The sequence below is a fragment of the Actinacidiphila guanduensis genome (assembly GCF_900103985.1).
GTDB classification, from domain to species: domain Bacteria; phylum Actinomycetota; class Actinomycetes; order Streptomycetales; family Streptomycetaceae; genus Actinacidiphila; species Actinacidiphila guanduensis.
Window position 1 is genome coordinate 152,732 of the sequence record NZ_FNIE01000008.1, and the last position, 26,603, is coordinate 179,334.

Annotated in this window: 18 protein-coding genes; 10 read left to right on the top strand and 8 right to left on the bottom strand. The window is 73.5% G+C overall.

Annotated elements, in window-relative coordinates:
* Nucleotides 1–33 precede the first annotated feature (33 nt).
* The 4 genes from BLR33_RS18745 to BLR33_RS18760 all read left to right on the top strand — a co-directional run bounded on the left by BLR33_RS18745 (nucleotide 34) and on the right by BLR33_RS18760 (nucleotide 3,848).
* The gene (locus BLR33_RS18745) at nucleotides 34–615 is read left to right on the top strand and encodes a helix-turn-helix domain-containing protein (RefSeq protein ID WP_093785667.1); all 582 of its coding nucleotides are present in this window, start codon (nucleotides 34–36) and stop codon (nucleotides 613–615) included.
* Between the two features lie 56 nt (nucleotides 616–671).
* Nucleotides 672–1,532: an SURF1 family cytochrome oxidase biogenesis protein gene (locus BLR33_RS18750; protein ID WP_093785668.1), complete on the top strand. Its 861-nt coding sequence runs from the start codon at nucleotides 672–674 to the stop codon at nucleotides 1,530–1,532.
* 331 nt (nucleotides 1,533–1,863) lie between these two features.
* Nucleotides 1,864–2,370: a PGPGW domain-containing protein gene (locus BLR33_RS18755; RefSeq protein ID WP_107408896.1), complete on the top strand. Its 507-nt coding sequence runs from the start codon at nucleotides 1,864–1,866 to the stop codon at nucleotides 2,368–2,370.
* Nucleotides 2,371–2,579: 209 nt separating this feature from the next.
* Entirely contained in the window at nucleotides 2,580–3,848 is a 1,269-nt protein-coding gene (locus BLR33_RS18760; protein WP_093785669.1) for a benzoate/H(+) symporter BenE family transporter, read from the top strand.
* 156 nt (nucleotides 3,849–4,004) lie between these two features.
* Here BLR33_RS18760 and BLR33_RS18765 read toward each other — a convergent pair whose 3' ends face one another.
* On the bottom strand, nucleotides 4,005–7,571 hold the full coding sequence (locus tag BLR33_RS18765) for a choice-of-anchor D domain-containing protein (RefSeq protein ID WP_093785670.1): 3,567 nt from the start codon (nucleotides 7,569–7,571) through the stop codon (nucleotides 4,005–4,007).
* 510 nt (nucleotides 7,572–8,081) lie between these two features.
* Between BLR33_RS18765 and BLR33_RS18770 the strand changes: the two genes are divergently transcribed.
* From BLR33_RS18770 to BLR33_RS18780, 3 genes are read left to right on the top strand one after another with little or no spacing between them, the layout of a single operon-like run.
* Nucleotides 8,082–9,713 carry an SDR family oxidoreductase gene (locus BLR33_RS18770; RefSeq protein ID WP_107408897.1) on the top strand — a complete coding sequence of 544 codons (1,632 nt, stop codon included), beginning with the start codon at nucleotides 8,082–8,084 and terminating at the stop codon, nucleotides 9,711–9,713.
* Nucleotides 9,710–11,083: a cryptochrome/photolyase family protein gene (locus BLR33_RS18775; protein ID WP_093785893.1), complete on the top strand. Its 1,374-nt coding sequence runs from the start codon at nucleotides 9,710–9,712 to the stop codon at nucleotides 11,081–11,083. Before BLR33_RS18770 ends, BLR33_RS18775 begins: the two co-directional genes overlap by 4 nt.
* A gap of 53 nt (nucleotides 11,084–11,136) precedes the next feature.
* On the top strand, nucleotides 11,137–12,093 hold the full coding sequence (locus BLR33_RS18780) for an SDR family NAD(P)-dependent oxidoreductase (RefSeq protein WP_093785671.1): 957 nt from the start codon (nucleotides 11,137–11,139) through the stop codon (nucleotides 12,091–12,093).
* A gap of 162 nt (nucleotides 12,094–12,255) precedes the next feature.
* Here the strand turns inward: BLR33_RS18780 and BLR33_RS18785 are convergent, their stop codons facing one another.
* Both BLR33_RS18785 and BLR33_RS18795 read right to left on the bottom strand, forming a co-directional pair.
* Nucleotides 12,256–13,098, bottom strand: a complete 843-nt coding sequence (locus BLR33_RS18785) for a hypothetical protein (protein ID WP_407639698.1) — start codon at nucleotides 13,096–13,098, stop codon at nucleotides 12,256–12,258.
* 2,286 nt (nucleotides 13,099–15,384) lie between these two features.
* Nucleotides 15,385–16,617, bottom strand: coding sequence for a DUF4032 domain-containing protein (locus tag BLR33_RS18795; protein WP_093785673.1), 1,233 nt, complete (start codon nucleotides 16,615–16,617; stop codon nucleotides 15,385–15,387).
* A 93-nt stretch (nucleotides 16,618–16,710) separates the two neighbouring features.
* On the opposite strand from BLR33_RS18795, the gene BLR33_RS18800 reads away from it, so the two are divergent.
* Nucleotides 16,711–17,193: a MarR family winged helix-turn-helix transcriptional regulator gene (locus tag BLR33_RS18800; RefSeq protein ID WP_093785674.1), complete on the top strand. Its 483-nt coding sequence runs from the start codon at nucleotides 16,711–16,713 to the stop codon at nucleotides 17,191–17,193.
* A 178-nt stretch (nucleotides 17,194–17,371) separates the two neighbouring features.
* Here the strand turns inward: BLR33_RS18800 and BLR33_RS18805 are convergent, their stop codons facing one another.
* Together BLR33_RS18805 and BLR33_RS18810 are read right to left on the bottom strand one after the other, a co-directional pair.
* Nucleotides 17,372–17,815: a PaaI family thioesterase gene (locus BLR33_RS18805; RefSeq protein ID WP_093785675.1), complete on the bottom strand. Its 444-nt coding sequence runs from the start codon at nucleotides 17,813–17,815 to the stop codon at nucleotides 17,372–17,374.
* A gap of 30 nt (nucleotides 17,816–17,845) precedes the next feature.
* Nucleotides 17,846–18,721, bottom strand: coding sequence for a LysR family transcriptional regulator (locus BLR33_RS18810; protein WP_093785676.1), 876 nt, complete (start codon nucleotides 18,719–18,721; stop codon nucleotides 17,846–17,848).
* Between the two features lie 114 nt (nucleotides 18,722–18,835).
* Between BLR33_RS18810 and BLR33_RS18815 the strand changes: the two genes are divergently transcribed.
* Nucleotides 18,836–19,870, top strand: a complete 1,035-nt coding sequence (locus BLR33_RS18815; protein ID WP_093785677.1) for an aldo/keto reductase — start codon at nucleotides 18,836–18,838, stop codon at nucleotides 19,868–19,870.
* A gap of 819 nt (nucleotides 19,871–20,689) precedes the next feature.
* Here the strand turns inward: BLR33_RS18815 and BLR33_RS18820 are convergent.
* Entirely contained in the window at nucleotides 20,690–21,679 is a 990-nt protein-coding gene (locus BLR33_RS18820) for an aldo/keto reductase (protein ID WP_245771503.1), read from the bottom strand.
* Between the two features lie 401 nt (nucleotides 21,680–22,080).
* Nucleotides 22,081–23,070 (bottom strand): L,D-transpeptidase, encoded by a 990-nt coding sequence (locus BLR33_RS18825; protein ID WP_093785678.1) that lies wholly within the window; start codon nucleotides 23,068–23,070, stop codon nucleotides 22,081–22,083.
* Between the two features lie 418 nt (nucleotides 23,071–23,488).
* On the opposite strand from BLR33_RS18825, the gene BLR33_RS18830 reads away from it, so the two are divergent.
* Nucleotides 23,489–25,033, top strand: coding sequence for a carotenoid oxygenase family protein (locus BLR33_RS18830; RefSeq protein ID WP_093785679.1), 1,545 nt, complete (start codon nucleotides 23,489–23,491; stop codon nucleotides 25,031–25,033).
* A gap of 100 nt (nucleotides 25,034–25,133) precedes the next feature.
* On the opposite strand, the gene BLR33_RS18835 is transcribed toward BLR33_RS18830, so the two are convergent.
* Nucleotides 25,134–26,462, bottom strand: coding sequence for a glycosyl hydrolase family 8 (locus BLR33_RS18835; protein WP_107408898.1), 1,329 nt, complete (start codon nucleotides 26,460–26,462; stop codon nucleotides 25,134–25,136).
* Nucleotides 26,463–26,603 lie beyond the last annotated feature (141 nt).

The following is a 26,603-nucleotide window of genomic DNA, read 5'->3' on the forward strand; positions in this document are numbered from 1 at the left end:
CCGGTAGCGTCTTCGCCGGGGTTCGGGACGGTCATGCAGATCAACGAGCAGGTCGGGCGGCGGTTGCGGCGTCTGCGCGAGGAGCGGCAGCTGTCGTTGTCGGAGCTCGCCCGGCGCTCGGGGATCGGCAAGGCGACGATCTCGGAGCTGGAGGCCGGCCAGCGCAACCCGACGCTGGAGACGCTCTACGCCCTTACCACCGCGCTCGGCGTCCCCCTCAGTACCGTCCTGGCCGACCCGCCCGCCGACCCGCACGGTCTCTCCCACGGCACCCCCGCCGACCCCCTCGGCGCCGCGTCGGCCTCCGGCGAGGCCGTCACCGCCGTCCTCACCGAGCGGCACGAGGACGCCGAAGCCGTCACGGAGGTCTTCCGCATCCGTATCACCGCCGGCGCCGTCCAGCACTCGGGCCCGCACCTGCCCGGCACCGAGGAGCACCTGTACGTCCTGCGCGGCACCGCCCGGGTCGGCGACCCGGACGCACCGGCGACCGCGGGGCCGGGGGAGTACGCGCACTGGTCGTCGCAGGGGCCGCACCTGTACGCGGCCCCGCAGGGCGACGTGGAAGGCGTGCTGTTCGTGCGCTATCCGGTAGCGGACGCCCCACCGGGATGAGCGGTTTGCGGGCCCCGGCGTCGGGCCGCGAAGGCGGCACGGGTAGCGTCGATGCCGTGCTTCGCGTGTTGCTCACCCGCCGATGGATCGTCCTGACCGTCGTGTTCGTCGCGATGGTGCTGGTCATGTACCGGCTCGGGCTGTGGCAGTTCCACCGCTACCAGCAGACCAACAAGGACAACCACCGGATCTCGCTGGCCGTCCACGCCCCGCCGGTGGCCATCGAGACGCTGACCCGGCCGGGTGCGAAGGTGCCCGAGTCCGAGCGGTACCGGCCGGTGACGGTGACCGGGACCTACGACCCCGCGCACCAGTTCGTGGTGCGCCGCCGTACCAACTCCGACGGCGAGATCGGCTTCTTCCTGATCACCCCACTGGTCACGAGCGACGGCAAGGCCGTGCTCGTCAACCGCGGCTGGGTGGCCCCGAACAACGACGACGGCGCCGCCTTCCCGGCGCTGCCGAAGACCCCGCAGGGCACGGTCACCCTCACCGGGCGGCTGCAGCCCGACGAGACCTCCGCGCTCAGCGGCATCCGCAACGTCTCCGGGCTGCCGCCGCGCCAGTACATGCTGATCAGCAGCCGCGAGCAGGCCGCGAACCTGCCGGAGCCGGTGCTCGGCGGCTACCTGGAGCTGGTGTCGGCGAAGCCGCCCCTCACCCGCGCCGACAGCGCGCAGCTGGTCGCGGGGCCGGACAGCGACAGCCAGTCGACCTCGGACGAGGCCATCGTCGGCAAGGGCGTGCACCTGCCGTACGCGATCCAGTGGTGGCTGTTCGCGGCGATGGTCCCGGTCGGCTGGGGGGTGCTGCTGCGGCAGGACCTGAAGGACCGGCGCAAGAAGGCGGCGGCGGCCAAGAGCGCCGCGGCCGCGCCCGCCGAGCCGGAGCCGGTGCCGACGGAGCAGCGGAGCTGAGGCAGCGGGGCTGAGGCGGACCGGGCGGGGCCTCGTAAGGGCCCTGCCGGCTCGCGGGACCGCCGCACCGCGGCCCCGTCCGGCCATCGGGCGCCGGCCGCGCGAAGGGGTGAGAGCCGCGCGAAGACCGCGAAAGGGGGCCCCGGTCTGGTGTGTGCGTACCGATCCGGGACCCCGCGTATCCCAGGGTAGCGGGACACGGCGGCCGCGTGTTCGCCTTGAGCCCGCTTGCCCGCTCCTCCTCGTTCCCCGGTCGTTCACCTCGGGTCGCCACCTCGCGTCGCCTCCTCTCGCGCACGCGCGAGCGGGACGCTCCGTTTACGGTGGACACGTGAACGCACCACGGGCGCGCACTCGGTCCACAGCCCAGAACACCGGGGAGCGGGCCGAGGAGGAGGGCCGCGCGGTCGAGCGGCGGCTGAACCCCGCCACGCGGGTCCTGCTGGCCACGGCCGGCGGGCTGCTGGTGCTGGTCGGCGTGGCCCTGCTGGTCCTCCCCGGCCCCGGCCTGCTGCTGGTGCTCGCCGGGCTGGTGCTGCTGTCGCGGGCGGTCCCGGCGGTGGCCCGGCTGGTGGAACCGGTGCGCGAGCAGGCACTGGCGGGCGCCGAGGCGAGCGTCTCCTCGCGCTGGCGGATCGCCGGCTCGGTCCTCGCGGGCCTCGGCCTGATCACGGCGGGCGTCCTGTGGGGCGTGCGCGTCTTCTCCTGGCTCCCCTTTGCCGGCTGGAGCACGGGGTCGAGCCTCATCCTCTCGGGCCTGATCCTGCTGGCGCTCCTCTACTGGAGCTACCGCCGGGTGGAGTCCATGCGAGCCCGGCGGGAGCCGAAACAGCGTTGACGGGACCCTGCCCGGCGGCCTAGCGTTCCGCACACGGAACGTTCTGTTTACGGAACGCGGCTTGCGGAGCACCGCTGAGCACGGCCGAACGCTGCCCGCAGCAGCCGGACACCGTCGAGCCCAGCCGGACACCGTCGCAAGGCCGCCGGACCCCCGCGGAACGCCGTCCCGCCCTGCCGCCGCACCCGCGCCCGACCCCGGGATGAGTGATGAGACCCGCCGTGCCCTCCCGCTTCGCCGCCGTCCTGAACGCGGCCGCCCCGCCCTCGGCCGTCACCGCCGGGCTGATCACCGTGGTGATCGGCGTGTCCAGCTCGGCCGCCGTCGTCCTGGCCGCCGCGCGGGCGGCGGGGGCGGACCGCGCCGAACTCGCGTCCTGGATGCTCGCCCTCGGCGTCGGGATCGGCGCCACCTGCATCGGGCTCTCGCTGCGCTATCGCATCCCGGTCCTGACGGCGTGGTCCACGCCGGGCGCCGCCCTGCTCGCCACGAGCCTGCACGGGGTGTCCATGGGCGAGGCCGTCGGTGCCTTCCTGCTCTCCGCGCTGCTGATCGTGCTCAGCGGCGTCACCGGCTGGTTCGCCCGCGCGATGGCCTCCATACCCGTCGCTCTGGCCTCCGCCCTGCTCGCCGGGGTGCTGCTGGAGTTCGGCACCGGCCTGTTCCGCTCGATGCACGGCAGCTTCGGCACCCTCTTCCCGATGTTCGCCGCCTACCTGGCCGCCCGCCGGTGGCTGCCCCGCTACGCCGTGCCCGCCGGCCTGCTCGCCGGTGTGCTCGCGGTGACCGCGGCCGGCGACTGGGGGCCCGGGCACATCACGCTCACCCCGAGCGCGCCGGTCTTCACCGCCCCGCGCTTCGACTGGCACGTCCTGGTGGGCGTCGGCGTGCCGCTCTACGTCGTGACCATGGCCTCGCAGAACCTGCCGGGGGTCGCGGTGCTGCGCGGCGCCGGGTACGAGGTGCCGGTCTCGGCGCTGACCGGCTGGACCGGCGCGGTCAACGCGGTGCTGGCGCCCTTCGGCGCCTTCGGGATCAACCTGGCCGCGATCACGGCCGCGATCTGCGCCGGGAAGGACGCGCACCCCGACCCCGCGCGCCGGTTCGTTGCGGCGGTGTGGGCGGGCGCGGGCTACCTGCTCGTCGGCGTCTTCGGCGGCACGGTCGGCGCCCTGCTGACAGCGATGCCGCCGCCGCTGGTGGCCGGAGCCGCGGGGATCGGCCTGCTGGGCACGATCGGCGGCGCGCTGCAGACGGCGCTGGCCGCGGACGCCACCCGCGAGGCCGCCGTGGTCACCTTCCTCGCCACCGCCTCGGGGGTGACCCTGCTCGGTGTCGGCTCGGCGTTCTGGGGACTGCTCGCCGGGGTCGGCACGCTGCTGGTCACCAGGGCGGGGCGGGAACGGAAAGCGCCGCGGGTGACGGCGGAGGCAGAGGGAGAAGCCGCCGGGACGGCAGGTGCCGCCGGGCTCGGGTGAGCCCGGCGGCACCGCCCGACCGCGCGGCCGGCGGTTCAGGTCGTACCGGCCGGCGGCAGCAATCGGTCCGCAACGGCGGGCAGGTGCCGGCCGTACTGCGGTGACCGGCCCCCGTACGGGCCGGGGCGGACCGTGCGGGTCCGCCCCGGCCCGGGTTCAGCTGCTCCAGACCTGCAGCTCGGAGAGCTGACCGGCCGGCCACCCGGTGTTCGCGGTGAAGTTCAGCCGGATGTAGCGCTGGGTGGTGGCGGAGAAGGTGACCGTCACGGTGTTCTGGCCGTTGGGGTCGAAGGTGTAGCCGGCGGCGGACTTCACGGTGGTGAAGCTGCTGCCGTCGGTGCTGCCCTGCACGGACAGCGTCTCGGTGCGGGCGTCCCAGCCGCCCGGCAGCTGCAGCACGAGCCGACTGACGCTCTGCGCCGAGCCGAGGTCGACCTGCACCCACTGCGGGAAGGCGTTGTTGGCGCTCTCCCAGTACGTCGCCTGGTTGCCGTCGGTCACGTTCGAGGACGGGTAGACGTCGGTGTGGCTGGACTCGGTGGTGGGCTTGCCCGCGGCCAGGTTGGTGCTGACCGTCCCGGTCCCGGTGCCGCTCAGCGCCACCAGGGTCGGGCTGTTGGACGCGTTGCCGGCGACGGTGAGGGTGCCGGTGTGGGCGCCGGACGCCTGCGGCGCGAACTTCACGCTCACCGTGCAGGACGCGCCGGCCGCGATGGTGGACCCGCAGGTGTTGGTCTGCGAGAAGTCACCGGTGACCGCGATCGAGGAGATGGTCGCGGCGGCGTTGCCTGTGTTGCTGAGCGTCACCGTCTTGGCCGCGCTGGTGGAGCCCGGCGCCTGGTCGGCGAAGGCGAGCGAGGTCGGGTTCGCCGACAGGGTGGCCGACGACGGGCTGGTGCCGCCGCCCGCCGGGAAGACCTCCAGGTCCGACAACTGGGCCTGCGACCAGCCGGTGTTGGCGGTGATGTTGACCCGCACGTAGCGCGCCGTGGCCGCGTTGAAGGAGATGGTGACGGTGTTGCCGGTAGCCGGGTCGAACGTGTAGCCGGCCGGACCGGCCAGGTTGGTGAACGACTGGCCGTCGGTGGAGCCCTGGACCGCGAGGGTCTGGGCGCGGGCCGCCCACGCGGTGGCCGGCGGCAGCTTGAGCGTCACCTTGCCGACCGAGTAGCTCTGGCCGAGGTCGACCTGTGCCCACGACGGGAAGCCGCCGGTGGCCTCCCAGTAGGTGGAGGCGTCGGTGTCGGTGACGTTCGAGGCGGGGTAGAGGCTGTTGGCGGAGCTGGCCGAAGCCGTCTTGCCCGCCGCGATGTTGGTGCTGCTGTCGATGCCGCTGCCGCTCAGTCCCACCGTGGTCGGGCTGTTGTTGGCGTTGCTGGTGACGGTGAGGGTGCCCGAGCGGGTGCCGCCCGTGGTCGGCTTGAAGGTGACGTTCACCGTGCAGGAGGCTCCGACCGCCAGCGTGGTGCAGGAGTTGGTCTGCGCGAAGTCGCCGCTGACCGTGACACCCGAGATGGTGGCGCTGGTGGTGCCGGTGTTGGTGAGCGTGACCGTCTTGGCCGCGGTGGTGGTGCCCACCACGGTGCCGCCGAAGGACAGCCCGCCCGGGTCGGCGCCGAGCACCGGGCCGGGCGCGGTGCCGGTGCCGGTGAGGGTCACGGTGTTGGTGACCCCGCCGGCGTTGACCGTCAGCGAACCGCTGCGGGCGCCCGTGGCGGTGGGCTTGAAGGTCACCGAGACCGTGCAGGAGCCGGCCGCCGGGATCGAGCTGCCGCAGGTGCTGGTCTGCGCGAAGTCACCGGTGGCGGCGATCGAGGAGACGGCCGCGGCCGCGCCGGTCGGGTTGGAGACGGTGACGGTCCTGGCGCCGCTGGTGGTGCCGGTGGGCACCGAACCGAAGTCCAGGGCACTGGGGTTGGCGGTCACACCGCTGGCCGGGTAGGGCGGGAAGACCGGCGCCGGGAAGCCGCCGCAGTAGGGGGTCCCGGAGATCCCGGAGTTGCCGCCGCCGTCGGTGACCTGGAAGTTGCCGCCCTCGCAGGAGTAGACCGGCGAGGAGTAACCCACCCCGGTCGCGGTGACGTTGGTGAACTTCGCGGCGCCGCCGGTCTGTTCCTGCAGGGCGAAGGTGCCGGTGCCGGCGATGGTCACGTTGTTGAGGTTGACCCCGCTGACGGTGCCCTCCACCCACTGCACGGCCTCGTACGGGCTCTGCTCGATCAGCGCGTTGGTCACGTTGATCGGGCCGTTGATGGCGCCCTGGCTGCCGTCGAACCACAACGCGCCCACGCCGAACTGCCAGTTCGGGTCGAGGCTGCCGTCGCGGATCATCGTGTTGTTGGTGATGTCGGTGGTGCCGACCGGCGTGGAGGTGAAGCGCTGGCCGACGTGGATGCCGCCGCCCTGGGTGAGGCCGGTGTCCTGCACCAGGTTGCCCGAGACGGTGTTGTCGTGGCCGCCGTAGATCGCGATGCCGTTGGCGAGGATCTGCTGCTCGACGGTGTTGTTGGAGATCGTGTCGTTGGCGTCGGCACCCAGCGAGGAGTCCGCCCAGGTGGCGATGCCGTCGTCACCGGTGTTGCGGATCTCGCTGTTGGTCACCGTGGAGTTGGTGACCCCGCCGTGGAAGTTGATGCCGTCGGCCGTGGTGTCGCGGATGCGCATCCCGCTGAAGGTGAGCTTGTCCATCGGCCCGTCCATCCAGGCGCCGACCTTCATGTGGTCGATCCAGATGTTCGACACCGAGGAGTTGCTCATCGCGCCGCCGATGCCGTTGACCTGGGCGCTGTCGTTGCGCTCCTGCACGTCGCCGAAGATCGCGAAGTTCTGCAGGTGCACGTTGCTGCTCGGCGAGGGCGCGGAGTTGCCGTAGAAGCCGGGCGCGGCACCGGTCACGGTGGAATACCACATGCCGGCGCCGGCGACCGTGACGTTGTTGACCGCGATGTGGCCGGGGACCTTGAACGTGCCCGGCGGTATCCACACCGTGCCGCCCGGGCCGGCCGCGCTGATCGCGGCGTTGAAGGCGCTGGTGGAGTCGGCCTGGCCGGAGGCGTCGGCGCCCTCGCTGGTCACCGAGACCGAGCCGGACGGCTGCGGCAGCGCGCCGCCGACGTTCTCGAAGTCGGCGAAGTCGATCGTGTAGGAGGAGGCGTTGTCGCCCGAGTCGACCTGCAGCTTGAAGGTGGTGCCGGCCGGATAGGTGGTCGGGAAGAGCCGGTGCGCCTCGTCGTAGAAGTGGTGCGGGTTGCTGCCCGGGGAGTTGGTGAACGGGTAGCTGCCGTAGTACCAGCTGTAGGCGTTGGTGAGCGTGAAGTCGCTCTGCTTGGTGCCGTTGACGTACAGCGACAGCGGGGCGGTGTAGACCGAGCCGTTGGAGCTGTCGGGGATGCTGTAGCGGAAGTCGATCGAGTTGGTCGCCACCGGCGTGGTGAACGTGACGTACTTGCCGGTGCCCTGCAGCGTCACCGCCTTGCGGTACGACGCCTCGTCCGCGAGCTGGCCCTGGGTCCAACTCGGGCCGATCACGCTGCCGTTGGTGGCGGAGTTCTCCGCCTGCACCTCCACGTAGGGCAGGCTCGCCCCGCTGCCTCCGGTGGCGGCCGCCGACGCGGGCGCCGCGGCCAGCACGATCGCGCCGCCGGCGGCGAGGACCGCGGTGGTCCCTCCCACCGCGACCGCTCTTCTCAGGCTTCTGATCGGGCCTTTGATGGCCTGGAACATCTACTGCTCCTTTCGACACGCAATGCCGGTCCTGTGCACCGTCGGCGCCGCGGGGTGGAACCGAGCGCAGAGCAAGGGGGGACGTGCGGGCGCCGCTCAAGGGCGCGGTCTGGGCGTGGCCGTGCGCCTTGCCGCCTCCGTGGGGGCAGGGCGGCCAGGTGACGCGGGAGCCGGGGCTGGGAGTGGGGGGCGGGCGGCGATGCACAGCAGACCGTAATGTCATCGACACTGCTGTGCAATATCCAGACCGTGCTTCGTTACAACCGAACTTTCTGCTGAAAGTTCTGGAGGTGTCGGCGGTGAAGGTGAACCGCCCTCGGTCCGGGCGCGCCCAGACCGCCGCCGGCGGCCCCGCACGGTATGGGTGGGGAGACACAGCGGGACCACGGCGGACCAGCGGCGGCACCGGGTGGACCGGCGGCGGCTCGACGGCAGCGCCACCGCAGACCGGCGGTGGTCTGACGGCGGCACCACGGCGGACCCGTATCGGACGGGGAGAGGGCGGAGCCCATGAGCGGCGGCACGGCGGAGCAGCACGGGCGGGACCCGGGCGGGACCCGCCCCTCCTGCCTGGTCACCGGCGCCACCGGCTACATCGGCGGCCGCCTGGTGCCCGAACTCCTCGACCGCGGCCGCACCGTGCGCTGCCTGGCCCGCACCCCGCAGCGGCTGCGCGACCACCCCTGGGCCGGCAGCGCCGAGGTCGTCCCCGGCGACGTCACCGACGCCTCCTCCGTACGCGCCGCCATGGAGGGCGTCGAGGTCGCCTACTACCTCGTCCACGCGCTCGGCACCGGCCGCGACTTCGAGGCCACCGACGCCCGCGCCGCCCGCGTCTTCGGCGAGCAGGCGAGAGCGGCCGGCGTGCGCCGGATCGTCTACCTCGGCGGCCTCACCCCCTCCGGCGTCCCCGACGAGCAGCTCTCCCCGCACCTGCGCTCGCGCGCCGAGGTCGGCCGCATCCTGCTCGACTCCGGCGTGCCCACCGCGGTGCTGCGGGCCGCCACCGTCATCGGCTCCGGCTCGGTCTCCTTCGAGATGCTGCGCTACCTCACCGAGCGGCTGCCCGTCATGGTGACCCCCAGCTGGCTGCGCACCCGCATCCAGCCCATCGCCGTCCGCGACGTCCTGCGGCTGCTCGCCGGCTGCGCCGGCCTGCCGCCCGACGTCAACCGCGCCTTCGACATCGGCGGCCCCGACGTCCTCACCTACCGCGACATGATGCAGCGCTACGCTGCCGTCGCCGGGTTGCGCCGCCGCGTGATCGTCTCGCTGCCCGTCCTCACCCCGCGTCTTTCCAGCCAGTGGATCGGCCTGGTCACCCCCGTACCCGGCGCCATCGCCCGGCCGCTGGCGGAGTCGCTGCGCCACGAGGTCGTCTGCCGCGAGCACGACATCACCCGGTACCTGCCGGACCCGCCCGGCCACCCCATCGGCTTCGACCGGTCCGTCGAACTCGCCCTCCAGCGGGTGCGCGAGGCCCAGGTCGCCACCCGCTGGTCCTCCGCCTCCGTGCCCGGCGCCCCCAGCGACCCGCTGCCCACCGACCCCGACTGGGCCGGCGGGAGCCTCTACACCGATGTGCGCGAACGCACCGTCGACGCCCCGCCGCAGGCGCTGTGGCAGGTGGTGGAGGGCATCGGCGGCGAACACGGCTGGTACTCCTTCGCGGCCGCCTGGGCGGTGCGCGGCCGGCTCGACCGGCTCGTCGGCGGCGTCGGGCTGCGCCGCGGCCGCCGCGACGCCGCGCGGCTGCGGGCCGGCGACACCCTGGACTTCTGGCGCGTGGAGGAGATCGAACCCGGACGCCTGCTGCGGCTGCGCGCCGAGATGCGGCTGCCGGGCCTGGCCTGGCTGGAAATGCACGTCGGCACCGACGAACGCGGCCGCACCACCTACCGGCAGCGTGCCCTCTTCCACCCCCGCGGCCTGGCCGGGCACGCCTACTGGTGGAGCGTGGCACCCTTCCACGCGGCCGTCTTCGGCGGCATGGCCCGCAACATCGCGGCGGCCGCGGAAGCCGAAGCCGGTACGGCAGCCGGCGCACGGGCCCGCCCCGAAGGCCGCGCCGCCGGGCCCGGAACCGACGCCGGAACCGACGCGGGGCCCGACGCCCGGCCCGGAAAGGGGGATTCGCGGTGACCACCTCGCTCGTCCTGTTCACCGCCGACCTGCGGCTGCACGACCACCCGCCGCTGCGTGCCGCGCTGGACGAGGCGGACGAGATCGTGCCGCTCTTCGTCCGTGACCCCGCCGTGGACGCCGCCGGCTTCGCCGCGCCCAACCGGCTCGCCTTCCTCCACGACTGCCTCGCCGACCTCGACGCGGCCCTGCGCGAACGCGGCGGCCGGCTCGTCCTGCGCTCGGGTGACACCGTCGAGCAGGTCCGCGAGGTCGCCGCGACAGCCGACGCCCGCACCGTCCATGTCGCCGCCGGCACCAGCGCGTTCGCCCGGCGCCGCGAGGAGCGGCTGCGCACCGCGCTGGCCGCGGACCGGCGGCGGCTCGACGTCCACGACGAAGTGGTCACCGCGCTCGCCCCCGGCGCCGTCACCCCCGGCTCCACCGGCCACTTCGCCGTCTTCACCCCCTACTTCCGCCGCTGGTCGGCCGAACGGCTGCGCACCCCGGGCCGCGCGCCCCAGGCCGTGCGCGTCCCCGACGCCATCGGCTCCGAGCCGCTGCCCTCCCGCGCCGGCGTCCCCGGCACGTCCCCCGGCCTGGCCGCCGGCGGGGAGCGGGTCGCCCGCGCCCGGCTGGCCTCCTGGCTGCGCTCGTCCGCCGACGCCTACGAGCGCAGGCACGACGACCTCGCCGCCGACGGCACCTCCCGCCTCTCGCCCCACCTGCACTTCGGCACCCTCTCGCCGGTGGAGGCCGTGCACCGGGCCCGTGCCCGCGGCGGCCCCGGCGCCGAGGCGTTCGTCCGCCAGCTCGCCTGGCGCGACTTCCACCAGCAGGTGCTGGCCGCCCGCCCCGACGCGGCCCGCGCCGACTACCGCCCCCGGCACGACCGTTGGCGCACCGGAGCGGCCGCCCGCGAGGACCTGGCCGCCTGGCGCGACGGCCGCACCGGCTACCCGATCGTGGACGCGGCCATGCGCCAGCTGCGCGAGGAGGGCTGGATGCACAACCGCGGCCGGCTGCTCGCCGCGAGCTTCCTCACCAAGACGCTCTACCTGGACTGGCGACACGGCGCCCGGCACTTCCTCGACCTGCTCGTGGACGGCGACGTGGCCGCCAACCAGCTCAACTGGCAGTGGGTCGCCGGCACCGGCACCGACACCCGCCCCAACCGGGTGCTCAACCCGCTCCGCCAGGCCCTGCGGTACGACCCCGAAGGCGCCTACGTCCGCCGCCACGTGCCCGAACTCGCCGCCGTCCGCGGCTCCGCGGTCCACCGGCCCTGGACGCTGCCGGCGCCGGAGCGGGACCGCCTCGACTACCCCGCGCCCATCGCCGACCTCGCCGAGGCGAGCGCCCGATTCCGGGCCGCCCGCGGACTTCCCTGACCGCCCGCGCGGGTCTTGTGGTGGAGCGCACTCGAACTCCTAGCGTTGAAGACATGACCACAGCACAGCAACCCATTCCCTCGGGCTTCGGCGCGCAGAGCACCGCCGCCGACGTCCTGCAGGGCATCGACCTGACCGGGAAGCTCGCGGTCGTCACCGGCGGCTACTCGGGCATCGGCATCGAGACCACCCGCGCGCTGGCCGCGGCCGGCGCCCACGTCGTCGTGCCCGCCCGCCGGCCGGACACGGCGAGGGAAGCGCTCGCCGGCATCGAGGACGTCGAGCTGGACGAGCTGGACCTGGCCGACCTCGACAGCGTCAAGAGCTTCGCCGAGCGGCTGCTCGGCTCCGGGCGCGCCATCGACATCGTCATCGACAGCGCGGCCGTCATGGCCTGCCCCGAGACACGTGTCGGCCCCGGCTGGGAGGCCCAGTTCGCCACCAACCACCTCGGGCACTACGCCCTGGTCAACCGGCTGTGGCCGGCGATCGAGCGCGGCGGCGGCCGGGTGGTCGCCGTCTCCTCCAGCGGCCACCACAACTCCGCGATGCGCTGGGACGACGTGCAGTTCACCCGCGGCTACGACAAGTGGCAGGCGTACGGACAGGCCAAGACGGCGAACGCGCTCTTCGCGGTCCAGCTCGACCGGTACGGGGCCGAGCGCGGGGTCCGGGCGTTCGCGGTCCACCCCGGGGGCATCCTCACGCCGCTGCAGCGGCACCTGCCCAAGCAGGAGATGGTCGACCGCGGGTGGATCGACGAGGACGGCACCCCCCTCAACCCGCCGGGTTTCAAGACGCCCGAGCAGGGCGCCGCCACGCAGGTGTGGGCCGCGACCTCGCCGCAGCTCGACGGCAAGGGCGGGGTGTACCTGGAGGACTGCGACATCGCGGTGCCCGCGCCGCCCGGCACGCGCAAGGGGGTCAAGCCCTACGCGGTCGATCCCGAGGAGGCGGCGCGGCTGTGGGCGCTTTCCGCTTCGCTGACGGGGGTCGACGCGTTCGCCTGACGGCGGGTCGGGCGGGGACGGCGGTCCGCCACGGGCCGCTGCGGGGACGGCTACGGGGGTGCCCCCGCTGGTCCGTGTCCGGCCGCCAGGCCGGTCACTCCACGTGCGCCCTGCGACGTCTCGCCCTTGGGTGGTGGGCGAGGCGTCGCAGGGGGTGCGGGTTCAGCTGGTCGGCTTGTAGGAGTAGACGGTGGTGGCCACTTCGCAGACGCTCGGGGGGACGATCTCCACGCGGAGGGTGGCCGCCGCTACGTCGTAGTCCACGCCCTCCGCCTCGAACGTGCCCGAGCAGACGCTGCTCTGCGGGATCTGGAAGAGGGTGCTGACCTGGCCGGTCACCGCGGTGCCGTCCAGCGCGTGCGGCAGGTCCACCTGCAGCACGTCCTTCGCCGCGTCGTCCGACGCGCAGACCAGGCGGGTGGCCGAGACGAAGTCGCAGCCCTGGATGTCGTCCACCGCGTGGTCAAGCGTGATCTGGCCTGCTTGCGGCAGCGTTCCGCCGGTGGCCGGGGTGGACGGGTTCGTGAGCGGCGCCGGGAAGACCTGGAGGCGGTTCACCGTGCCCCACTCGCCCTCCACTAGCCACTGCGCGTCCGGCGACACCGCCGCGAACGAGTTGTTCAGCAGCTCGCCCGCGTCCAGCGGGTGCGTGTAATCGTAGGTCTTACCGGACGGTGTCGTGACCTCGAACATCTTCGACGTGGCGTCGTCGCCGCCCTGGTAGGCGTCGTACACGTAGCCGTTGACGATGTCCGGGTCCCCGACGTGGTTCCAACCCGCGACCCGCAGGCGCAGCGGAATGGAGCCGAGTCCGCGGGTCAGCAGCGAGCCGTCGGCCTTCGTGGCGATGCCCTCACCGCCGGTGAGCGAGCTCACGGTGGTGCTGCCGGTGCGGGTCCAGACCTGGGTCGGATCGGCGTGGGCGGAGGCGGTGCCGGCGACGGTCAGGGCAGCGGCTGCGATCAGAGTGACGGCGGCGCGGTGGAGCGTGGCGTGTGCGGTCAACGCGACCCCCAGGCAAGGGTGGTGGACCGGTCCCGCACCAGGCGCGGGCCGGTTTCGGGTCCCGCCGTGGCGGCGGGTGTGCGGCGCCGGTGCTGCGCTGCTGCGGTGCGTCGGTGCTGCGGTGGTGCGGGGCTCTGCTGCGGTGTTGCGGTGCGGTGTTGCGGGGCTCTGCTGCGGTGCTGCTTGGCGCCGAAGGGACCTTAGTCCCGCCCGTCTCATGCGCACCACTGTGTCACGGCCAACGCGGGTTGAACGGGGGGCGGTTGTCCTTTCTCTGCTCGCTACGGGGTTTTTGCGGGGTTGTACTTTTCGGGGGTGCCGGCCGGGCTGCGAGGTCCGGGGGTGGGGTGCGAAATCGTATATTTACGGGCCTGGCGGCCCACAAATACACGGAAGCATTTCGCACCCCACCCCCTCCCCTCTCCGCCCTTCTGGTGGGGTGCCGCCGCACGGCTCCGTCCGGGGGCTCTTGAGCCACCCGCGCCCTGAGGTACCGGGGTTCAGCGCCGGGGGTTCCGTGTGCCGGTGGGTTCCCCTGCGCCCGCGGGTTCCGGTTCGGCCGGGTTCCGTGCGCCTGTGGGTTCCGGTTCGGCCGTGGGGTTCCGCTCGGTCTTTGGGTCCGGTTCGCCGGGATCCCTGTGCCGGTGGGTTTCGCTCGGCCTTGGGGTCCCGGTTGCCCGTGGGTTCCCGTTCGTTTGCGGGCGGTTGGGGTACTGCCCGGGTGACCGTACTCACTTGCGCCGGTGCGGGCGTCCAGGCGGTGGGTGAACTAGCCTGTCGGGCCATGGGAAAAGGGAGCCCGGCGAGTCCGGCCGAGACCAGGCGATCCGAGAGCGCGGCGCCACGCGTTCCCGACCGCCCTGCCTCCGCCGCTGACAGCCCGCGCATGGACTACTGCACCTCCCGCCGGCGCACCCTCAACGGCGCCTTCATGTGCCCTGGCTGCGGCGCCTACGCCCCCGACATCGACCCCCACATCGATCCCCACGTCGGCTCCGGGGTCGACTCCGAGGCCGGAATCCTCGACGCGGGGGCGGAGTCCGAAGTGTCCCCAGGGCTCGGAGGGGGCGGGGCGCTCGAAGGGGGTTCTTCTTCTGAGGGTTCCGCTGGGGAAGGGGCCAAGGAGGCTTTCCGCGAAGGGGGTTCAGCCGGGGACGGGGCCCTGGGAGGGGGGTCTTCGGACGGGGGTTCCGATTCTGTGGTCGGGGGTTCTCGGGTGGACGGTGGCTCCGTTGGGGGCTCCACGCAGGTGGGTGGCCTCGGTGGTGCCGGTTCCACTGTGGTGGGGGGCTCCCGGGGTGGGGACTCCGTGCTGGTGGGTGGCTCCGCTGGCGAGGGTGCTGCGGGTAAGGGTGGTGCCCGGGATCGGGAAGAGGTCCGGCAGGTGGGGGGTGGGGCTCTGGTGCCCATATCCCAGGGGGAGTCGCGCGGTGGTGGCGTGGTCGTGCCCGTGGCGCTGCCGGCTGAGGTCGATCGGAGTGAGGTGGGGGGCCCGGGGCAGTTCGGGTCCGGTGGTGGGGAGTTGGGGTTCGAGGAGCTGGAGGGAGAGGGGGCGCGGCGGCGGAAGCGGCGGGGGATCGCGGCGGCTGTCGCTGTTGTGGTGGTGGGTGGGGCGATCACCGTCGCCGTTGCCTCGGCGGGGTCGTCGTCCAAGGGGCGGCCGGAGAAGGTGCCCGCCAGCGCCGGGGTGTCGGTGACGACCTCGCGGTCGGCCGAGGCATCCGATGGGGCCGTGCCCGGCGCGACTTCGGGGGTGCCCGAAGCGGCGCACACGTCCGGTGGGAAGGTCGGGGGGACGAGGACCAGCGGGGTGGGCGGCGGCGGGAAACGGTCGTCGTTGCCGACGAGTACGGCATCCGGGGCCGTGACCACGCCGAGCCGCGCGACCGCCTCGCCCACGGCCACCGCGCCGGGCGGCGGCGGGGCGCAGACGCCGAGCGGGAGTCCCACCGCGAGCGGACTCTGCCTGCTCGACCTCTGCCTGCCGAGCCACTCCAGCCGATAGTTTCGGATGGCCCGGTGACCGGCCAGGGCGAGTGATCGGGTGCCTGTCCGGCCACGGTGCCACGGCGCTGAGCAGGGGCGGTAGTTGGGCGCCTGAGTGGTCTCGGTGGTGGCTCAGGCAAGCGGTTGGGTGCCTGTTCAGGGACGGAAGTGGGCAGGGGAAGCACCCAGGTGCCTGTCCGGCTACGTGGGCGGTGGTGGGCGGCGGGAGTTGCCTGGTGCCTGTCCATGCACGGCGCTGAGCAGGGGCGGTGGTTGGGTGCCTGGAGCGGTGGGGGTCTGTCAGCTGGGGTTCGGGGTGGGGTCCGGGGTGCGGTGGGGGAGGACCTCGGTTATGTAGGACTTGACGGCCGCGTCGAGGCCCACGTCGCCCTGGGCGCGTTCGGACATGTACCAGCGGTGTTCGAGGAGTTCGTGGTAGAGCTGGGCCGGGTCGATGGAGCCGCGCAACTCGCGGGGGACGGCGCGGACGGTGGGGCGGAAGACGTCGCGGACCCAGCGGTGGGCCAGCACCTCGGGGCGGGCGCCGAGGGCGTCGCCGGGCGCGTAGTCGTCCTGGGTGGCCATCCACTGCTCGAGGTCGTTGAGGAGGCTGCGGGCCTGGTTCTCCTCGGTGTCCAGGCCGGTCAGGCGCAGGAGCTGGCGCTGGTGGTGGCCCGCGTCGACGACCTTGGGGAGGAAGGTGACGGTGTCGCCGGCCGGGGAGCGCTGGATCTGCATCTCGGCGACGTCGAAGCCGAGGTCGTTCAGGCGGCGGATGCGGCGGTCGATGTAGTGGCGCTTGCTGACCGGGTAGACCGACTCGCGGGTCAGCTCGTGCCACAGGTCGGTGTAGCGCGAGCAGATCGCCTCGGCGAAGGTGACGGGGTCGACCGAGGGGTGCAGCGAGCCGCCCGCCTCCAGGTCCATCAGCTCGCCCGCGATGTTCACCCGGGCCAGCTCGATGTCGTACTCGCGCTGGCCGGTGGAGAGTTGCTGCTGGAGCTGGCCGGTCTCGGCGTCCACCAGGTAGGCCGCGTAGGCGCCGGCGTCGCGGCGGAAGAGGGTGTTGGACAGCGAGCAGTCGCCCCAGGCGAAGCCGACCAGGTGCAGGCGGACCAGCAGGACGGCCAGGGCGTCCAGCAGGCGGTTGACGGTGCCGGGGCGCATGGTCGTCTCGAACATCGAGCGGTAGGGGAGCGAGCCGTCCAGGTGGCGGGTGATCAGGGCCGGTTCGAGCGGGGTGCCGTCGGCGGCGACCCGGCCGGTGACGACCGCGATCGCGTCCACCGCGGGCACCGCGAGGCGGTCGAGGTCGCGCAGCAGGGCGTACTCGCGGTCGGCTGCCCACTCGCCGACCTCCTTGACCGCCACCACCTCGTCGCCGGCCCGGGCGAAGCGCACCACGTGCCGGGAGATGCCGCGGGGCAGGGCGACCAGGGACTCCTCGGGCCACTCGGCCAGCGGCAGACCCCAGGCGAGGTCGAGCAGCGCCGACGGGTGCTCGGCGTCGGTGGCTCTGATCTGCAGAGGCATGGCGGGCCGTCCTTTCGTCCGGACCGAAGGGTACCGTCGGCCCGGGGACGCCGTGTCGTTAGGTCGACAAACGGCCGAGAGTACGATGCGGTCATGGACCACGGGCACGACATGCCGGGTGCGGACGACCTGGCGGACACCCCCGAGCGGCTGCGCCGGCTGCCCAGCCGGCTGCTGGGGCTGACCGCGGCCCACGGCGAGCGCATCCTCAGCGGCCGCCTCGCCGAGGCCGACGCCCGCAAGTGGCACTACGCCGTGCTCGCCGCCCTGGAGGAGGCCGGCCCGGCGAGCCAGGCCACGCTCAGCCGGCGTACCGGCATCTACCGCAGTGACCTGGTCGCGGTCATCAACGAACTGTCCGCGCGCGGGCTGGTGGAGCGCGCCCCCGACCCCGAGGACCGGCGCCGCAACGTCGTCACGGCCACCGCCGCCGGCCGCGAGCGGCTGCGCCGGCTGGACACCTTGCTGGCCGAGGTCCAGGACGAATTGCTCGCCCCCCTCAGTCCCGCCGAACGCACCGAGCTGACCGACCTGCTGACCCGCCTGCTCACCCACCACGGCACCCGCCGGGAGTAGGCGGCGGGGTGGGGTGGGGCGGACGGTCGCGGGGGAGCGGTCGGCCGCCGCTCACCCGGACGGTTCCGGGCGGCGCCGCAGGGCGGCCGCACCCCAGGCCCGCACGCCCGGCGGCCCGTCGCCGCCCCGCCGACACCCGCGGGGCGACCCCGGCGGCCGACCGTACGGCCGAACTGCCTTACCGCTCCCGCGATTCCACCCTCAGCACCGTGCCCTGCGCCACCGCGCACAGCGTCTCGGTGCCCGTCTCGTCCACCGCGTACAGGTCGCAGCGGCAGACGGCCTGGCGGCGGCCGGCCTGGACGGTGTGGGCGCGGGCGGACAGGGTGGCGCCCGCGGCCGGGCGCAGATACTGGATGCTCACCCCGCCGGTGAGCACCGCCGGGCCGAGGACGGAGCCGGCCGCGAAGGTGATCGCGTTGTCGGCGGCGTACCCGAGCACACCGCCGTGCAGGAAGCCGTTCTGCTGGCGCAGGTCGTCGCGCACCGGGACCTCCAGCACCGCCGAGCCGTCGCCGAAGGCGGTGATCCGTGCGCCCAGCAGCCGGCTGAAGGGCTGGCTGTCGAGCGTCGCGCGGGCGGTGTCCAGGTCGAGCTTCGGGTCGAGCCGCGTCTCGGGCATCGGGTCCGGGTCTCCTCGGTGGCGTGGGGCTCAGCGGTCCAGGTACGACAGGAGTTTGCGGGCCGCCGGGCTCGGCCGGTCTCCCTCGGGCAGCGCGACCGACACCTCCCACTGCGGCTCCGGTGATCCGGCGAGCGGCACCGCGGCCAGTGTCGCGGCCTGCTCCTTGCGGGCGATGGGCTGCGGAACGACCGCTATGCCCAGGCCGTGGCGGACCAGGTCGATCAGGGTGTGCACGTCGTAGACCTCCAGGGCGACCCGGCGCGGGGTGCCGCTGTGGGCGAACGCCTCGTCGGTCAGGCGGCGGGCGCCCCAGTCGGGGTGCCAGTCCACGAACGTCTCGTCGGCCAGCTCCGTCCACTTCACCGCCGGGCCGCCGGCCAGCGGGTGCGCCGGGTCGCAGAGCAGCACCATCGGGTCGCTGGTGAGGTGGAGGAGCCGGACGCCGTCGGGCGCGGGCCCGGGCAGGGTGATGAACGCCAGGTCCAGCCGGCCGTCCGCGACGTCCTGGGCGAGCACCGCCGAGCCCGCCTGGCGCAGCCGCACCTCGACGTTCTCGTGCCGGGCGCGGAAGCGGGCGAGCAGGGCGCCCACGTCGACGTTCACGCACTGCTCGGTGCCCACGGCGAGGCTGCCGCGCAGCAGGCCCTGCACCGCGGCGACCGCCTCCTTGGCGGCCCGGGCCCCGGCCAGGGTGCGGGTGGCCTCGCCGAGCAGTGCCCGCCCCGCGCCGGTCAGCTCCACGCTGCGGGTGGTGCGGACGAAGAGGGCCGAGCCCAGCTCGCGCTCCAGCGCCCGGACGGAGGCGGACAGCCCCGACTGGGAGACCATGAGCCGCTGGGCGGCCTTGGTGAAGTGCCGCTCCTCGGCGACGGCGACGAAGTACTCCAGCTGGCGCAGTTCCATGATTGAGAAATCTAGCCGATGAATCTGTTCTCTTTCTTCTATTGGACGGCCCCGGCGGTACGGGGTGAGCATGGTCGCGGCCCCGTACGCGCCCCCAAGGAGAGAGAGCCGCCCATGGAGTACCGCACCCTCGGCCGCAGCGGATGCAGCGTCTCGGCGTACGCGCTCGGGACGATGACCTTCGGCTCGGAGACGTCACAGGAGGGCGCGTTCGCGCAGCTGGACCGCTTCGTGGAGGCGGGCGGCACGCTGATCGACACGGCCGACGTCTACAGTGGCGGCGCCTCGGAGGAGATCGTCGGCCGCTGGCTGGCCGCGCGGCCGGCCGACATCCGCGACCGGGTCGTCATCGCCACCAAGGGCCGTTTCCCGACCGGTTCCGCGCCCAACGACGTCGGGCTCTCCCGGCGCCACCTCGACCGCGCGCTCACCGCCTCGCTGCGGCGGCTCGGCGTGGAGTCCGTCGACCTCTACCAGATGCACGCCTGGGACCCGCTGACGCCGATCGAGGAGACGCTCGGTTTCCTCGACGACGCGGTGCGGCGCGGCCGCATCCACTACGCGGGCCTGTCCAACTACACCGGCTGGCAGCTGCAGAAGGCGGTGGACGTCGCCGACTTCCGCGGGCTCGCCCGGCCGGTGACGCTCCAGCCGCAGTACAGCCTGCTGGCGCGGGAGATCGAGTGGGAGATCGTGCCGGCGTGCCTGTCGGAGGGGCTCGGGCTGCTGCCGTGGAGCCCGCTCGGCGGCGGCTGGCTCACCGGCAAGTACCGGCGCGACGAGGTGCCCGGCGGGGCGACGCGCCTCGGTGAGAACCCCGAGCGGGGGATGGAGGCGTACAAGCGGCGCAGCGCGCAGGAGCGGACGTGGGACGTCGTCGGCGAGGTCGGGGCCGTGGCCGGTGAACTCGGGGCGTCCATGGCGCAGGTCGCTCTCACGTGGCTCGCGGCGCGGCCCGCGGTGACCTCGGTCATCCTCGGCGCGCGTACGCTCGCGCAGCTCGACGACAACCTCGGGGCCGTGTCCGTTCATCTCTCCGACGAGCAGACGGCCCGCCTCGACCGGGCCAGCGATCCGGCTCCCGCGGACTACCCCTACGGCGGTCCGGGCCGCGAGCAGCGCGCCCGCCTCATCACAGGGGGCCGCTGACCGCTCCTCGCTCCGCGCCCCCGGGATACGGCACCCGCTGCTCGGGGGCGCGGTCCCCTGCGGGGTGCCGGGTGGGTGTCGGGTGCCTGACCGCCCGTCGCCTTGGTGCCCCGCTTGCGGGGGTTTCCCCGCGCCCCTGAGATACGGCACCCGCTGCTCAGGGGCGCGGCGAGCCCCACCGATTCCGGCTGCTGCCGGCCGCCGTGTGCGACGTGCCCGCGCTCGGGCCTTCCGGCCGGCAGCGGCCGGTGGTTTTCCACGGTGCCGAATTTCGCCTTCTACGGTGCCGAATTTCGCCTTCTACGGTGCGGATTCTCGCCGTTGGGCCACTGGCCCGTCGCCGACTGCCGCGCCGTCCTGGCTGGTCGCGCAGTTCCTCCCCCAGAACTTCGCCTGGGAGGTACCCCCAGCGCCCCTTCGGGGACGCGTCTGCCCTTGCTTCGCCGTTCCCGGGCGCGGGTCGGTTCTGGGCTGGTCGCGCAGTTCCCCGCGCCCCTTCGGGGACGCGTCTGCCCCTGTCTCGCCGTTCCCGGGCGCGGGTCGGTTCTGGGCTGGTCGCGCAGTTCCCCGCGCCCCTAAGGCAGCTCGTCTGCCTCTGCTTCGCCGTTTCCGGCTGCGGGTTGGTTCTGGGCTGGTCGCGCAGTTCCCCGCGCCCCTGTGGGGCTTGCTCCTGGGCGTGAAGGGCGGGGTTTGCAGGGGCGCGGGGAACTGCCCCCCCAGAGGGGGCACCCCCACAACTCGTCACCGGGTGGCAGGCGGCGACGAGAGGGGACCCCGTGGCGGGGAGCCGCCCTCCCTAGCGGCGGGGAGTTGGGCTTGCTAGTTCCATGGGAGTGACGCGCGGTGGCGCCAGTACGTGGTGGGGGGTTCGGCCAGGGCGGAGAGGGTGGTGAGGTCGGAGGGGGTGAGGCGGACCGTGAGGGCGGTGAGGTTGGAGTCGAGCTGGGCGGCGGTGGCCGCGCCGGAGAGGACCACCGAGGCCCACGGCTGGTGCAGCGCCGCCGCGAGCGCGAGGGCGTCGTGCGTGATGTCGTGTGCGGCGACCAGGGGCGCCAGCGCCTCGGCGACGAGCGGTTCGGGAACGGCGAGCCGCCCGTTCGCCATCGCCTCCTTGACCATCACGCGGCACCCCGCCGCGTACGCCTCCGCCAGCGCGGGCCCCGCGGAGGGCTCCAGCGGGTTCCACGTCGCCTGCACGCAACGGAACAGCGGCTCGCCGTCCACCGTGATGGCGAGCGCCGCCCGGATCGCCTCCCCCTGCTCCGGACCGCTCGTGGAGAGCCCCACCAGGACGCCCTCAGCGGCGAGTTCGGCCAGCGCGTGGTGCAGGGCCGCGTCGGTGAGGGCCGGGCTGTCGGGCGTGACGGAGTGGATCTGGTAGATGGCGAGGCGGTCGCCGAGCAGGGCGCGGGTCTCGGCGAGCTGCCGCTGGTACGTCGCCAGGCTGTGGTCCTTGACCTCGTGCGCCTCGGCCTGCACCCGCCAGTCCGCGGTGTACGTGTAGCCCCACTTGCTGGAGACCACCGCGTCGGGCCGCTCGGCGGCGTCCAGCCACTCGGCGAGGAACTCCTCGGCGCGGCCGTAGGAGCGGGCCGCGTCGAAGTCGCGCACGCCGCTCTCGTAGGCGCGGTCCAGCAGCTCGTGGGTGCGCTCGCGCATCGCCCCTACGCCGCGCCCCGGCGGCAGGTCCCGGTCACGGCCCAGGTTGATGTAGCCGGGGCGGCCGACCGCCGCCAGGCCGAGGCCGATCCGTGGCGCGGCCGGCCGGGCGGGGCCTGCGGGGGCGGGGGACTGCGGGCGGGTGGCCACGGGGGCGGCTCCTACGGTGCTGCGGGATCGGCTCGGGGAACGGCGCCGCCGGACACGGGAACCCGGCCGCGCCCCTCACCGTACGCCGCCCGGCCGCCCCCCTCCCGTACGGCGCCCCGAACCGCCCACCGCCCGCCCCACGTTCGCCGGACCGGAGCACACCGGGCCGGGTACCGGGATGGCGCCGGGATGTGCCATGGAGGGAAACGGGCCGGGTGGCCCGGGTCCGGCGCCCAGTCAGGCGCGGAGCCGGGGCCCGAGCCATGCTGCAGCTGCCCGCGCTGCCCGCGCCCGCGTCACCCCGGGCCCAAGGGAGCGCCGTGGACCCGGCGGACCCGGGCATGCGCGAGGGTGCCGCGGGCACGGGCCCGCGGCGCCCTTCGGCGGAGATCAGCGAGGTGTCACGCGGTTTGGGTGGTGATCTGGCCCTCGCCGCTGGACTTCAGCCATGTCGACCAGTCGAGGTTGTAGTCCGCGTACCCGTTGTCGCCGGCCGCCTTGCCGCGCGGGGAGCCGGTGATCGTGATGGGGTCGCCCTGGCGGACGAAGTCGTAGAACCACTTCGCGTTCGCCATGGACAGGTGGACGCAGCCGTGCGAGCCGTAGCTGTGGCCCGGGTACGGGTCGCCGGTGGAGTAGTGGACGTACGTGCCGGACGTGGTGAGGTGGACGTCCCACGGCAGCGTCAGGTCGTAGTAGTCCGGGCTGGACTTGTTGCAGCTGATGCCGACACTGCAGGAGGTCATCCGGACCTCCTTCGACTTGTCGATCACGGCCATCGTGCCGTCCCAGGACGGCCAGGTCGGGCTGCCCGCGTCGATCGGGAAGGTCTTCACCACCGTGCCGTTGTGGGTGACCTTCATCGTGTGGTCCTTCACCGAGACCTGCGCCTCGTCGTCGGAGCCGATGGTGAAGGTGTGGTGGTAGGAGTGCACGCCGTACCGGCCGTTGCCGTTGGGCACGTTGGTCATGTCGGCGTCCACCGTGACGCGGGTGCCCGGCTTCCAGTACGTCTCGGGGCGGAAGTCCACCCGCGTGTCGGAGAACCAGTGCCAGGCGCCCGTGACGGGCACCGAGGTGGATATCCGCATCGCCTTCTCGATGCCGGCCCGCGCCGAGGGCGCCACCGGGTTGCTGAAGACCACCGATATCGGCATCGCCACGCCCACCGTGGTGCCGGTGGCCGGGGTGATCGTGTCCAGCAGCATCGGCGGGCCGAGGGGCTTGGGCTTCGTCGGCTTCGGGCTCGCCGTGCTCGCGGCCGGCGCCGGCTTCTCCTTCGCGTCCGCCGCCGATGACGACGCTGCCGAACTCCCCCCGCACGCACTCGTCCCGGCGAGCACCGCGCCCGCCACGAGCGCGATCCCCATGCTGGTCCTGACCCGGCCCATGTGCCCGTACTCCACTCGTCCGCAACTCTTCCGCGCCTGCGCGCGCCGCTTCACCGCTGCTGCCCGCGGCCGCTCCCGGTATCCCCACACCGTCCGGCGCCGCCTTGGCCGGCCATTTCGGCCCACACTTAAGTGACTTCCGGACCTTCCCCGCAGTTCCCGGGTGTTGTGTAAAGGACGGACCAAGCTTTGCGGGCACGCCGCGAAGAGGGCCGGTCAGGACGGCGAGAAGAGCGAGGAGGACGAGAAGGACGAGAAGAGGGGTACACCTTTCTCCACCTCTCAGGGTCCCCTTCTCCCCACCCCGGGTACACCCGCCTGCGCCAGTGAGCCCGGGGCCGCGGCGCGGGAGTCTCGGTACGGCGGCCGCGGCCCCGCGGCCGGCCCAGGAGCACGGTGAGGACGGGGAGTTCGGGACATGGTGGACTTCGGCAGGCGCGGGGTGCTGCGCGGCTCGGCCGCGGCGGCGATCGGCGGGCTCGCGGCGGTGGGCGGCGCGGGCACGGCCCGCGCGGCGGCGCCCACCCGGGCGAGCGGCAGGGCGAGCGGCGGAACAAAAGGGGCGCAAAGGCCGCGGGACACCGACCTCTTCCCCTTCCTCCACGGCGCCTTCGCCCCCGCCACCGAGGAGGTGACCGCCTTCGACCTGCCCGTCACCGGCCGCATCCCGCGCGAACTCGACGGCCGCTACCTGCGCAACGGGCCCAACGTGCTGGGCCTGGAGGACCCCCGCGCGCACCACTGGATGCTCGGCCAGGGCATGGTGCACGGGGTGCGGCTGCGCGACGGCCGCGCCGAGTGGTACCGCAACCGCTGGGTGCGCTCCTCGGACACGGCCGCCGCACTCGGCGAGCCCTACCCGTGGCAGGCCCCGCCGAACGACTTCGCCAACAACACCCATGTCATCGGCTACAAGGGCCTGGTGCTCGCCCTCCAGGAGTCCGGCCCGATGCCCTACGCGCTGGGCGAGGAACTGCAGACGCGCGGCCCGTTCGACTTCGGCGGCTCGCTGAGCGACGCCTTCACCGCGCACACCAAGTACGACGAGGCGGCCGACGAGCTGCACGCGGTGACGTACTACCCGACCTGGGACCACGTCAGGCACCTGGTGGTCGACCGCACCGGGCGGGTGGCGCGCACCACCCGCATCCCCGTCGCCGACAGCCCGATGATGCACGACTTCGCCCTGACCGAGCACTATGTGGTGGTCTTCGACATGCCGGTCACCTTCGACGCGGCAGCCGCGCAGGCCGGCGCCCTCGTGCCGTACACCTGGAACGACGCCCACCCGGCCCGGGTCGGAGTGATGCCGCGCTCCGGCGGCCCCGTCCGGTGGTTCGAGGCGGACCCCGGCACGTACTACTCGCACACCCTGAACGCCTACGACAGCGGCGGGAAGGTGGTCGTGGAGTACACCGGCTTCCCCGCGCCCTTCTTCGCCGCCGGCCGCGGCTGCGACGGCCCGTCGGCGCTCGGCACCCCGCACCTGGACCGGATGACGGTCGACCTGGCGCGCGGCACGGCCGAGGTGCGGCGGATCGACGACCGGCCGCAGGAGTTCCCGCGGGTGCGCGAGTCGCTGGTCTCGCGGCGGCACCGCTACGGCTACGCGGCCACCGCCGCCGCGATGTGGGGCGCCTACGAGACGGTCGACGGGGTGCCGCCGGACGCGGCGTTCTCCAACGCGCTGCTCAAGCACGACCTGCGGCGCGGCACCACGCAGGTCCACCGCTTCCCGAAGGGCGCGGCCGCGAGCGAGGCGGTGTTCGTGCCGGCCCGGCACAGCCGCGCGGAGGACGACGGCTATGTGCTCGCCTACGTCCACGATCCCGACCGCGGTGCCGCCGACCTGGTGGTTCTGGCCGCCCAGGACTTCACGGCCGCGCCGGTGGCCCGCGTGCACCTGCCGAAGCCGGTGCCGCTCGGCTTCCACGGCAGCTGGGTGCCCACCGCCGGGGCCTGACATGGGTGCGCCCGCCGCGGGGACCGGTGGGGTCGACCGGGTCCCGCGGCGGGCGCGGTCGGCCGCCGGCGCCCCCTGACGGCGTCGGCGGCCGAGCTTCTCAGTGGTGGTGCGCCTGCGGCGCCCAGTCCTTGAACTGCCCGCTGTCGTAGAGCAGTCCGAGCATGTAGAGCATGCCGTCGTAGTAGCGCGCCTGGCCTGAGGGGATCGGGGTGTTCCACAGGTCGCGGACGAAGTCCTTGCGGCCGTGGGCGTTGGCGGTGATCGCGCTGGTGGAGTTCATCGCCACCAGGCCCTGGGCGTGCGCCGGCTCATAGGTGTTCTGGCCGGCGGTCAGCGGGGTGCCGTCCAGGTGGTAGCGGCTGACGTAGGTGCTCACGCCCTGGCCCTGGAAGAAGTTCTCCAGGGTGTCGGAGTACTTCGTCTGCCACGGCTTGGTGCCGAACCAGGCCGCGTCCACGTTGGCGTTCGCGATGACCCGCCAGGCGTCCTCCTGGAAGTTGTGGTCGTAGGCGTTGTCGTCGACCGTCTCGCCGGCCCGCATGTAGGGCGTGCCGTCGAAGTTGGCGTAGCAGGGCGCGAGGCCGGTCTGCGCGTTCGGCGCCTCCTGCAGCATCTTCTCGCCCGCGGTGTACGCCTGCTCCCACTGCGCCTTGTCGCTCGGGTCGGCGGTGGCGAAGACCTTGTAGAAGGCCGGCAGCGCGTAGGACGGGTCGCTGTAACTCACCGCGCCGGGCGGGGAGAAGGTGGGCAGGTGGCTGGCCGCGTCGAACATGTTGACGCCGCCGTTGTCCGAGGCGTGCCACATCGCGTGCAGGATCTGCTCGGCCTGCTGCCCGTAGTCGTACGTGCCGCTGCCGTCGCCCCAGCGGCCGGAGGCGGAGGCCAGGGCCGCCGCGATCCACTGGTCGCCGTCGGGCGCCACGCCGGTGCTGAGCACCTTGCCGGTGGTGTCGGTGTGCCAGGCGAAGTAGTACTTCTCGCCGCCGCTCTGGATCTGCATCTTCGTCTTGGCGAAGTTCCACAGCGAGTCGAACTCCTGCTTGTGGCCGAGCTGGACGGCGATCATCATCGCGTAGCCCATGCCCTCGGTGCGCACGTCCTGGTTGCCGATGTCCTCGACATAGGCCAGGTCCGGGCTGAGCTGGTAGTAGATCGACTGGCCGTCGGCGTGGGTGGGCGCGGTGCCCGGGTCGCCATGGAAGAGCTGCTGCCAGGTCTCCTGGAGGCGGGCGTCGACCGCCTTCTTGGAGTAGCCGGCGGCGGCGAAGACATCCGGGTAGTGGCCGGTGGCCGCGCCGCCGACGGGGTTGTGACCGAGGCCGGGGTGGCCGGCCGGCGCGCCGGCCGCGAGCGCGGTCGACGGCGCGGCGGCCACCAGGGCGGCTGCCGACAGCAGGGCCACGGCGAGCTTGCGTGCTCTGTTCACACGACACCTCCATGTGTCACGTGCGGGTACGAGGCATGCGGGAGCGGCCCTCCGGCGCCGAAGGGCAGGGTGGAGCGGCTCGTGGGGGAGTGGCAAGGAGCGGGTGCCGGACTGCATTCGGCAGCCACCGCCCGGCCTTGG

Coding starts and splice junctions, on each gene's coding strand:
- BLR33_RS18745 (WP_093785667.1), top strand. CDS start 34: ATGCAGATCAACGAGCAGGTCGGGCGGCGGTTGCGGCGTCTGCGCGAG.
- BLR33_RS18760 (WP_093785669.1), top strand. CDS start 2,580: ATGAGACCCGCCGTGCCCTCCCGCTTCGCCGCCGTCCTGAACGCGGCC.
- BLR33_RS18765 (WP_093785670.1), bottom strand. CDS start 7,571: ATGTTCCAGGCCATCAAAGGCCCGATCAGAAGCCTGAGAAGAGCGGTC.
- BLR33_RS18770 (WP_107408897.1), top strand. CDS start 8,082: ATGAGCGGCGGCACGGCGGAGCAGCACGGGCGGGACCCGGGCGGGACC.
- BLR33_RS18780 (WP_093785671.1), top strand. CDS start 11,137: ATGACCACAGCACAGCAACCCATTCCCTCGGGCTTCGGCGCGCAGAGC.
- BLR33_RS18795 (WP_093785673.1), bottom strand. CDS start 16,617: ATGCCTCTGCAGATCAGAGCCACCGACGCCGAGCACCCGTCGGCGCTG.
- BLR33_RS18800 (WP_093785674.1), top strand. CDS start 16,711: ATGGACCACGGGCACGACATGCCGGGTGCGGACGACCTGGCGGACACC.
- BLR33_RS18805 (WP_093785675.1), bottom strand. CDS start 17,815: ATGCCCGAGACGCGGCTCGACCCGAAGCTCGACCTGGACACCGCCCGC.
- BLR33_RS18810 (WP_093785676.1), bottom strand. CDS start 18,721: ATGGAACTGCGCCAGCTGGAGTACTTCGTCGCCGTCGCCGAGGAGCGG.
- BLR33_RS18815 (WP_093785677.1), top strand. CDS start 18,836: ATGGAGTACCGCACCCTCGGCCGCAGCGGATGCAGCGTCTCGGCGTAC.
- BLR33_RS18825 (WP_093785678.1), bottom strand. CDS start 23,070: ATGGGCCGGGTCAGGACCAGCATGGGGATCGCGCTCGTGGCGGGCGCG.
- BLR33_RS18830 (WP_093785679.1), top strand. CDS start 23,489: ATGGTGGACTTCGGCAGGCGCGGGGTGCTGCGCGGCTCGGCCGCGGCG.